At 41.7% G+C, this 8,750-nt stretch carries 7 protein-coding genes and 3 pseudogenes; 8 read left to right on the top strand and 2 right to left on the bottom strand.

The annotated features are described in order from the left end of the window. The first annotated feature begins 193 nt into the window (after window positions 1-193). The 5 genes from KIH86_RS10845 (at window position 194) to KIH86_RS30270 (ending at window position 4,645) form a co-directional block, all read left to right on the top strand. Entirely contained in the window at window positions 194-1,474 is a 1,281-nt protein-coding gene (locus KIH86_RS10845) for an ABC transporter substrate-binding protein (RefSeq protein WP_223084168.1), read from the top strand. A 55-nt stretch (window positions 1,475-1,529) separates the two neighbouring features. Continuing rightward, complete coding sequence (locus KIH86_RS10840; protein WP_235775354.1) at window positions 1,530-2,450, top strand: carbohydrate ABC transporter permease; 921 nt, start codon at window positions 1,530-1,532, stop codon at window positions 2,448-2,450. 13 nt (window positions 2,451-2,463) lie between these two features. Next, window positions 2,464-3,318 carry a carbohydrate ABC transporter permease gene (locus KIH86_RS10835; protein WP_223084166.1) on the top strand — a complete coding sequence of 285 codons (855 nt, stop codon included), beginning with the start codon at window positions 2,464-2,466 and terminating at the stop codon, window positions 3,316-3,318. A 41-nt stretch (window positions 3,319-3,359) separates the two neighbouring features. Continuing rightward, entirely contained in the window at window positions 3,360-4,361 is a 1,002-nt protein-coding gene (locus KIH86_RS10830) for a NosD domain-containing protein (RefSeq protein ID WP_235775353.1), read from the top strand. Further along, complete coding sequence (locus KIH86_RS30270) at window positions 4,349-4,645, top strand: hypothetical protein (protein ID WP_322098663.1); 297 nt, start codon at window positions 4,349-4,351, stop codon at window positions 4,643-4,645. The genes KIH86_RS10830 and KIH86_RS30270 overlap by 13 nt, the downstream gene beginning before the upstream one ends. Window positions 4,646-5,039: 394 nt before the next feature. Here KIH86_RS30270 and KIH86_RS10825 read toward each other — a convergent pair. Continuing rightward, a pseudogene (locus KIH86_RS10825) lies at window positions 5,040-5,258 on the bottom strand (winged helix-turn-helix transcriptional regulator); the annotation flags it as partial. 330 nt (window positions 5,259-5,588) lie between these two features. On the opposite strand from KIH86_RS10825, the gene KIH86_RS10820 reads away from it, so the two are divergent. Beyond that, complete coding sequence (locus tag KIH86_RS10820; protein WP_223084164.1) at window positions 5,589-6,554, top strand: NAD(P)H-dependent flavin oxidoreductase; 966 nt, start codon at window positions 5,589-5,591, stop codon at window positions 6,552-6,554. 166 nt (window positions 6,555-6,720) lie between these two features. Here KIH86_RS10820 and KIH86_RS10815 read toward each other — a convergent pair. After that, window positions 6,721-6,927, bottom strand: a pseudogene (locus KIH86_RS10815) (winged helix-turn-helix transcriptional regulator); the annotation flags it as partial. 218 nt (window positions 6,928-7,145) lie between these two features. Here KIH86_RS10815 and KIH86_RS10810 point away from each other — a divergent pair. Both KIH86_RS10810 and KIH86_RS10805 read left to right on the top strand, forming a co-directional pair. Then, the gene (locus KIH86_RS10810; protein ID WP_223084163.1) at window positions 7,146-7,571 is read left to right on the top strand and encodes a MarR family winged helix-turn-helix transcriptional regulator; all 426 of its coding nucleotides are present in this window, start codon (window positions 7,146-7,148) and stop codon (window positions 7,569-7,571) included. Window positions 7,572-7,909: 338 nt separating this feature from the next. Further along, window positions 7,910-8,585: pseudogene (locus KIH86_RS10805) on the top strand (NADPH-dependent F420 reductase). The last annotated feature ends 165 nt before the right edge of the window (window positions 8,586-8,750 follow it).

The following is an 8,750-nucleotide window of genomic DNA, read 5'->3' as shown; positions in this document are numbered from 1 at the left end:
ATACAAACCCATAAATGTATTATAACATATATATGTGATGAGTGAAGCGCTTCCATTGATCCGAAATTATTGATAAGAAAAGCAATGTCGACATGAATGTGCAAGGGAAATTATGGTCTGGTGTTCTTGCTGGTTGTATGGTTTTGTCGACGGTTTTGTCCGGTTGTTCAAGATAAGCAGAGGGGAGAAAAGTATGAAAACAACACGTGTAATGATGAGTGCCGTACTGTTTCTTTGTTTCTTGGTTGTGTTAGTCGGATGTGGAAGTAACTCTGCAGGTAGCTCTAATGACAAGACGTTAACGCTATTAGTTGAAGGCGGTGGTCCTGCATTTGAAGTGGCGAATAAAACCGCAGCGGAGTTTGAGGAACAGACAGGCTATAAAATCAAGATCGATTCTGTTCCTTATAGCGGAGTATACGATAAGTTGAAGGCTGAAATTGATGCGAAAAAATCGACTCACGATGTAGCCATTATTGATGTATTATGGTTTCCTTCGTTAGCGAAAGGACTGGAACCGTTAGGGAATGTGTTGACGGAAGAACAGATGAATGATTTCTTACCTCAATTAAATGAAAGCGCTACGATAAATGGGAAATTGCTAGGGATTCCGACTTGGACCAATTCTAAAATTTTGCTCTACCGAAAAGATTTGTTCGAGGACCCGAATAACCAAGCGAACTTCGCGAAGGAATTCGGCTATGCCTTGAAGGCACCAACGAGTTGGAAAGAGTATGAGGATGTTGCAAAATTCTTCACGAGAAATGGAATGTATGGCACGTCCGTCTTCGGTCAGACAGGCGGCGATGCTGTCAGCAGTTGGCTCGACCATGTTGCTCAAGCGGGTGTTGATTCCTTGGTGCTGGATCGTAATGGCGAAGTGAATATCACTGAAGAGCCGTATTTGCAATCGCTCACCTTCCTGCAGAATCTTGTCAAAGATAAAGTTGTCCCTGAGGATTATCTGTCGATTGCAAGTAGCGAAACTGCGGAGCTGTTTAATAACGGTAAATTGGCGATGCAGCTTGCGTGGGGACATTTTTACCTCTCCTCAAATAAAGTATTGCCAGGGCAGGTCGGTGCTGCACCGATGATTGCGGGAGCGAAGGGAATTGGCGCGGTGCCAGGGCCCTGGTATCAAGTAGTCTTGAAGGATTCTCCGAAGAAAGACATTGCGGAGCAATATCTCAAGTTCATGTATGATCAAAATGAACTGTATATGGAATCGTTAGGGGTAGCAGCTCGAAAGTCAGTCTTTGAAAAGTATATTGATAATCCGCAATATGCGCATGTGAAGGCGATTGAAGCGACACTTAACGGAGCACAGACGCAGAACAGACCACAGATTGCGCAGTGGAGCCAAATTGAGAATGAAGTTCTCTCGCCGATGCTGCAAAAGGTTCTATCCGGCAGCGATCCAACCACGGAATTAACATTGGCTAAAAAGCAAATCGAAGAAATTCTAGGCAGATAGAAAAAAAGGTGGTGCGTTCGAACGTGCCACCTAAGAAAGGAGACTAACAATGCACATGATCACGATAACAGAAGCGTCTCTTCCAAAAAAAAAATCTCAGAAACGAATGTCTTCGACCATTGATCGGAAAACATTGATGTTGTTTTTCTTGCCAGCAGCTATTTTTATGTTCCTGTTCTTGTTATATCCGTTATTCATGCTCGTGTTCGACAGTTTCTTTGTTACCAATGAAGTTGGGACACGCACTTTTGCGGGGGGTGATAATTACCTTCGTGCCGTACAATCTGCTTCGTTTTGGAACTCGTTTAAGAATACGGTCATTTATGTGTTGTTGGCAGTGGGCTTTGAGACAGCACTTGGCTTGACCCTGGCAGTTGTTTTTACGCATAAATATCGTGGGTTCCGCTTCTTGCGCACCTTGATTTTGTCGCCATTAATGATTGCACCGCTCGTGGCTGGCTTGATCTGGAAATTCATGCTGAGCAACCAGTTCGGCATTATTAATACGTTATTGGTGAAGCTGGGGCTGATTGAATCCACCAGCAGCATACTCTGGCTGGCCGACCCTAAAATTTCACTCCTGTCATGTATCATTGCGGATGTCTGGCTAACAACACCCTTTATGATGTTGATGTTTCTAGCGGGGATTCAAGGTGTTCCGGACAGTCTATACGAAGCAGCGGAAATCGAGGGTGCGAGTCGTTCGCAAATGATTTTCAAGATAATAATACCGAATATTAAACCGATTCTTATGAGCGCTCTGGTCGTACGGATTATTGATGCTGCGCGTTCCTTCGATATTATATGGGTCATGACGCAAGGGGGACCTGTCAATTCATCCGAGCTCTTAAGCGTGCATATTTACAAGATGCTTCAACGGTACGGCGATGTAGGGTATGCGAGTGCAATGGCCGTGATCTTCATTGTGCTGTTGGTAGGAATTACATTGCTATCCATGCGAAAAGTAAAAGTATAGGGAGACGATTCCATTGTTTGCAGAACAACTCGGGCGAAATAGAAAAGACAATGTTTGGATCTTCATCATGTACGGAGTAGCTGCATTGTTCTTGGTCCTCTTTATATTTCCGTACTTATATATGTTGTTATCTTCATTTAAGCCATCCAATGAAGTAATTTCCACGTCGCCAACCTTCTTTCCAAAGGCCTTCTCGATCGAGAATTATATCCAATTATCACAATATGCGGGAATGGGTAGATTCTTTCTCAACAGTATTGTTGCAGCAACAGTGGGTACTTTTATTTGTCTGGTCTTAGGATCTATGGCGTCGTATGCTATTTCCAGAACAGCAGCATCGAAATTAAGCGGGTTTTTCCTGGTACTTGTCCTGTGCCTCAAGATGATTCCGATGTCCAGTATCGCGGTTCCAATTTACGCATTGATCCAAAAATTCGGTTTATATGATTATTTGCCTGCTCTAGTCGTGGTGTATGCAGCTGTCAATATGCCATTTGTACTGTGGATGATGATTAGCTTTTTTAAAGCCATTCCAGTCGATATGGATGAGGCGGCTTCGATTGACGGGGCTTCCCCGATTGTGAGCTTTCGAAAAGTCATTCTGCCGATCACCATTCCAGGGATGATTTCGACGGGGATCTTCACCTTTTTGTTGGCGTGGAACGATTTCTTGCTAGCACTTCTACTGACGAGCAGCTCAGCAAAAACCGTGCCCGTTGCGTTGTCGGAGTTTTTGACGGCATACAACTTGGATCTGGGACCGATGACGGCGGCAGCAACTTTATTTAGTTTTCCAGTGATCGTCATCTCGTTCTTCTTACAGAGATATCTGGTATCTGGCATGTTGGCCGGGTCCGTGAAGGAATAATACAACGAACAAACACACTTAATTGACAGGAGAATTTATTTATGGCTAGTAAAAATTATTACGACGTAACAGAGTGGCCCGTCGGTAATCCGTATGAGGATATTGGTGAAGTAATCAATAGCATTATAGCAGATATTAAAAGTAGGCAATCGGACACTGATGTGAATAAAGGCGGAAAGCCGGGTGCGGTCATCTATATTCCACCGGGAGATTATCATCTTGGCAGTCAAGTAGTTATAGACATCAGTTATCTTAAAATTATGGGTTCTGGACACGGTTTTACATCTTCGAGTATTCGTTTTAATACCTCTGAGAATGAATGGGCGGATTTGCATGAATTGTGGCCGGGAGGAAGTCGCATACTCGTAGATATTCCCCTAGAAGTAAATGACGAGGAATATAAAGGAGCTGCATTTTATGTTGAACGAAGTGGAAATCCCCGAATAAGTTCGGTAGAGTTTTCTGACTTTTGTATTGATGGTTTGCATTATATTGAAAATGGTTCAGGAGAAACAAATCCGGAAAACACATACACTAACGGGAAAACGGGGATTTATGTTGCAAGTGCTTGTGACTCATTTCGCATTACAGGCATGGGGTTTGTGTATTTAGAGCATGGAATTACTATTTATCATGCAGATGCACTGACTATACATGATAATTTCATAGCTGAATGTGGTAACTGTATAGAACTACGAGGTTGGGGACAGGCTTCAAAAATAACAGATAACTTGATAGGAGCCGGTTTTAAAGGATATTCAATTTTCGCTCAAAATTTTGGTGGACTTTTGATTACAGCGAATAATGTTTTTCCACGAGGTGCAAGCTGTATCTATTTTAATGGTGTGACACGTTCCAGTATCACAAATAATAGACTTCATTCATTTTATCCAGGAATGGTGGTATTCAGGGCAAATTGTTCGGAAAACTTGGTCTCTTCAAATCACTTTTTACGTGACCATGAACCTTGGACTCCTTTTCTGGGAATAGACAATGGTTTAGATGATTTGTATGGTNTAATACTCAGAACATCAAGCCGGTAGGTGCAACACCTGTAATCATACGTATTGTTTCGGGTAATGGAAATTATATTTCTAATAATCATGTTGTTGCCACGGAGGTTCATGCCAAGGTAAGTGATTCTTGTTTCTCTGCGCAAGTAGACGCTTTGTTGACTACCGAAGCATCAAAGCCGCTTACCGTAACAACAGTAATTGTAGAAAAAGAATCGGTTCAAAATACGATTCTTGATTCGGGAAGGGATGCACAGGTTGTTATGGACAAGACTGTAAATGCATTCAGAGTCACTCCAACGCCAGGAGCATAAATAATATATTTAACTATGTTTTTGTGGAAGTTTTTGTTCCAAAGTTTCAATTGCAAGTCGGACACTTAAAATATTTCGTTTGTCAATTAATTTTTTTGGTGCTTCCTAATGATGGAAGCACCTATTTTTATATAGTTTGCGCGCCTAGCCAAGTTAGGCATAACTAACCGGTGAAAGTCCGGTCGAGGTAAGAGCCAAGTTGCCTCGTAGCTAACGGGCAACTGGTGGAGAGATCCTAAGATTGAAGCCTTGTGACAAAGCACTTCTACGGAAGGGCGAGCATATCAGCAGGCCGTAACATGAAGTGAATCCTGCCGCACTGTCAAAAAGACCTGTAAGGGGCCAAGAGAGAGCACTTATGGGATGGTTCTTTCTTGTTCTAACCTTCAACGGATCAAGGTTTCTCTCCGTATTCTTTACCGAAGACCTCCATTTTCTCAAGGATTGGCAGTAATTTGATACCCTTGTCCGTTAGCGAATACTCCACCCGCGGAGGAACTTCCGGGTATACTTCACGTTTAATAATCCCATCATTTTCAAGCTCCTTTAGCTGATTTGTGAGCGAACCTTGTGATAAACCCCAAAGAAATTTTTTTATATCCGTATAACGGCGAGTTTCTCCTNTCTGTCCAGTTATATTGCCCTCTTTGCATAAGATCATATTGACTTTATGCTAATAAAGAAAACAGTTAGTAAGCTAAATATTTTTTTGTTTAGTAGGCTAATTAAATATAGCACAGAAAGGAGATTCTGATAAGAGAATGCCAACTCAAGGACGTTCACCAAACGACTTACTAATGATGCTTCCTCACAATCCCATTGTTGGTGAGACTCAAAAAAGAAGCTTTGGACAAGTCAATTGAAAAGTGGCTGCCTAAAGGTTGTAGAATGCTAAATCCTAGATTGATAGGAAAATTCGTTTAAAAAAGAGGGGAAATCATTCATGAAAAACCGAATTACAGAACTACTGGGAATAGAATATCCTATTATTTCAGCTGCAATGACATGGGTAACTTCAGCGGAATTTGTTGCAGCAGTATCCAACGCAGGTGGGATGGGCGTATTAGGGCCAAATGCTGGCCAGACCGAAAAAGCGACGAGTGCAGAGGATATGGCAGATCGGCTAACCAAAGAAATTCGCAAGGTCAAAGCCCTGACGAATAAACCCTTTGCAGTAAATTACATCTTTCCCATGGGAGGAGCAACAGAAGACCCGTTTACTAATGCCGTTTTTGATGTATTGGTACAAGAAGAGGTGAAATACGTTATTGCAATTGGACTAAATGTGGTCGAGCGTGAGCTGAAACGGCTTAAAGAACATGACGTTACAGTCGTATACAGAGACTTAAGCCCAACCGTAGAAAAGCTTGTCGAAGCTGAAAAATCAGGAGTGGACGCACTTATCGTTACAGGTTATGAAGCTGGTGGCCATATGAGTGATTATAAAATAAGTACACTTTCGCTTGTTCCGCAAATTACTTCACTTGTAAAAATACCTGTGATTGCTGCCGGAGGCATTATAGATGGCCGGGGAGCGAAAGCAGCATTATCGATGGGTGCAGAAGGTGTTTACATGGGGACAAGGTTCATAGTGACTAAGGAAAATCCGGCGAGTATAGAAGCAAAAAACGCCATCGTTAAGGTAAAAAGTGAAGAGTTTATTGAATTTAAGTCAGGAGCAGGGCATTTGAGAACCATTCCTACAGAAGCGGGAAAAAAAGCACAAGAACTCATTAATCAAGGTAAGCCTGTGGAAGCATACAAATATTATGGAGAAGGGTTCAAAATCGGATTGTTAGATGGTGATCTGGTTAACGGAACTATAAGTGTATCTGAATCAGCTGGAGGCATTCAGGAAGTTCTAACATGTCAAGAAGTGATTGATGAGATTGTCAACTCTATCGGATGAAAATATCAACATGCAATTTCGAAGTTCTACAAGATTGCTAAAGTCGATGGAAGTATGTGAATGAAGTCTATTTGGATTACGGGGGCGCCCTGCGCCCTTTTAACTTATGTTAAACCCTGGGGCAATTGGCGGAGCGACGATACGATAATACGGGGTGCATGGCCAGTCAGAGTAATGCGTAAGTGTGACGGAAAACCCGTTCTGTTCTATACCGTCGATAAACACTATGTATTGTTCGAGTATTGTTTCCTTTCTCTGTCAGCGAATATTCGACCCGTGGTGGAACTTCTGGATACACATCACGCTGAATAATTCTGTCGTCCTCCAGCTCATTGAGTTGCTTTCTGAGCGAGCCTTGCGATAAGCCTCCTAGCCGTCTATGTTAAAGCCCCGTTTACTGTGAAAAAAGTTAAAAGATGGATGTGAGCATATCCAGGATCATCTCCAAAGAAGTAATATCCCCGATATGCTGGAGTATTTATACAAGCAAGGATATGCCAAAAAAATAACGGCCAATAGAGATGTGGACACCTCAATTTCATCATGTTATAGTTAGTCCGCTAAATATACTTTACAAGTTGAGGGTATACTATGAACGATAAGGTTGATTGTGATATTCGTCAGTCGTTAGATCGAATTTCTTCCCAAATGCGCCGGGATTATAGCGAATCTTTAAGGGAACTTAACCTATATGTAGGCCAGGAGAATTTGCTTTATCGGCTGTGGCTAGGTGATGGTATTACACAAATGCAAATATGCGAACATCTGAAATGTGAACCACCTACGGTAACCAACATGGTTAAGTCACTAGAGCAAAACGGATTTATATACCGTAAACGTGATGAACAAGATGCAAGGGTTATGCGAATTTTTCTAACAAACAAGGGCAAAAAGTTAGAGAAGCCGGTTGATATTAAATGGAGACAAGAGCAAGATAAATTACTACATTCCATTTCACCGGAAGAGCGCTTACTATTAAGGCAGCTTTTAAAGAAGATAGAGAATAACTTGAAGTAGGCTGGCAAAGTAGACGAAGTTAGTGAGGTTGGCGGGGAGATGTACTTCTGGTATCTATACCAATTCCTTGTATATAGAGTGTGCCCGTGAACACTGGTAACTTCGATAAGTGCTGTCTGTTTTGGCCGAAGTACCGGTGATATCAAGATGTGTACAGGGCCTATGTTTACTCTAGGCGGATCTAAGAAAGGATTTTTGGGGTGATGAAGACAGCTTATAAATCTTGACATCGGGGGATATCAAGAGGTAAGTTACCTGAGTTTTATAGATCGGTTTACCCTATTAGTCAGAACAAAATGTTGCTTTTAGCCAGCCGACTCTGATTAGGAGTGATAAAAATGAGAATCGGAATAATAGGTGCAGGACCCATTGGGTCTAATATTGCGAAAAAATTAGTTGATAATGGACATGCTGTCAAGAGTGATCGTAGAAGATGTCATAAAAAATATTGATGTTCTTATAACATCGATTCCTTTCCACGCATTGCCAAGCATTCGCAACATTATAGATAAAGTTGGGGAGGAAGTAATCGTTGTAGACACTTCAAATTATTATCCTCAAATGAACGGTATAATTGAAGAAATTGAGAACGGGATGGTTGAAGGTGTTTGGGTATCCAAACATTTAGGTAGGCCTATCATTAAAGCTTTCAACAATTTCTTAGCCTATACGTTAGAACATCAAGGAACTCCCGAAGGGAATCATGGACGCATTGCCGTAGCGATTGCTGGTGATGACCTATCCCATAAACAAATAATTATGAGTGTCGCAGACGATCTAGGTTTCGACGCCGTAGATAGTGGTTCTTTGAGCGATTCGTGGAGACAACAGCCAGGAACTCCAGCATACTGTACAGAACTAACCAAAGAGGAACTGACCCAAGCATTAAAAAAAGCAAATAAAGAAAGAGCACCTTTTCTACGGGATAAAGTGATAGATAAGCTATCGTCGGCTTCAGGCGGATATACACATAAAGATATAGTTGATCTAAATAGAGAAATCTATAATTCCTAATTCAGGAATTATTATTACGTAACGGCGGCAGACTAGGAAATGATAGTAAGGTCTAGTTTGTCGCTTCTTTATAAAACTAAGCATATGGCCTATGGAGAATCTGCTTTTAATTGAACAGCCGGTTTTTCGGTTGCTTTTTGCATTAGAAAGGTAAGATAAACAGGC

This window comes from Paenibacillus sinensis, from assembly GCF_019904155.1.
GTDB classification, from domain to species: Bacteria; Bacillota; Bacilli; order Paenibacillales; family Paenibacillaceae; genus Paenibacillus_AQ; species Paenibacillus_AQ sinensis.
This window is presented reverse-complemented; position numbering and strand designations above follow the sequence as displayed.

Bases quoted from the DNA above. Each gene is read 5' to 3' on its own strand.
- KIH86_RS10845 (WP_223084168.1), top strand. From the start codon at position 194: ATGAAAACAACACGTGTAATGATGAGTGCCGTACTGTTTCTTTGTTTC.
- KIH86_RS10840 (WP_235775354.1), top strand. From the start codon at position 1,530: ATGATCACGATAACAGAAGCGTCTCTTCCAAAAAAAAAATCTCAGAAA.
- KIH86_RS10820 (WP_223084164.1), top strand. From the start codon at position 5,589: ATGAAAAACCGAATTACAGAACTACTGGGAATAGAATATCCTATTATT.
- KIH86_RS10810 (WP_223084163.1), top strand. From the start codon at position 7,146: ATGAACGATAAGGTTGATTGTGATATTCGTCAGTCGTTAGATCGAATT.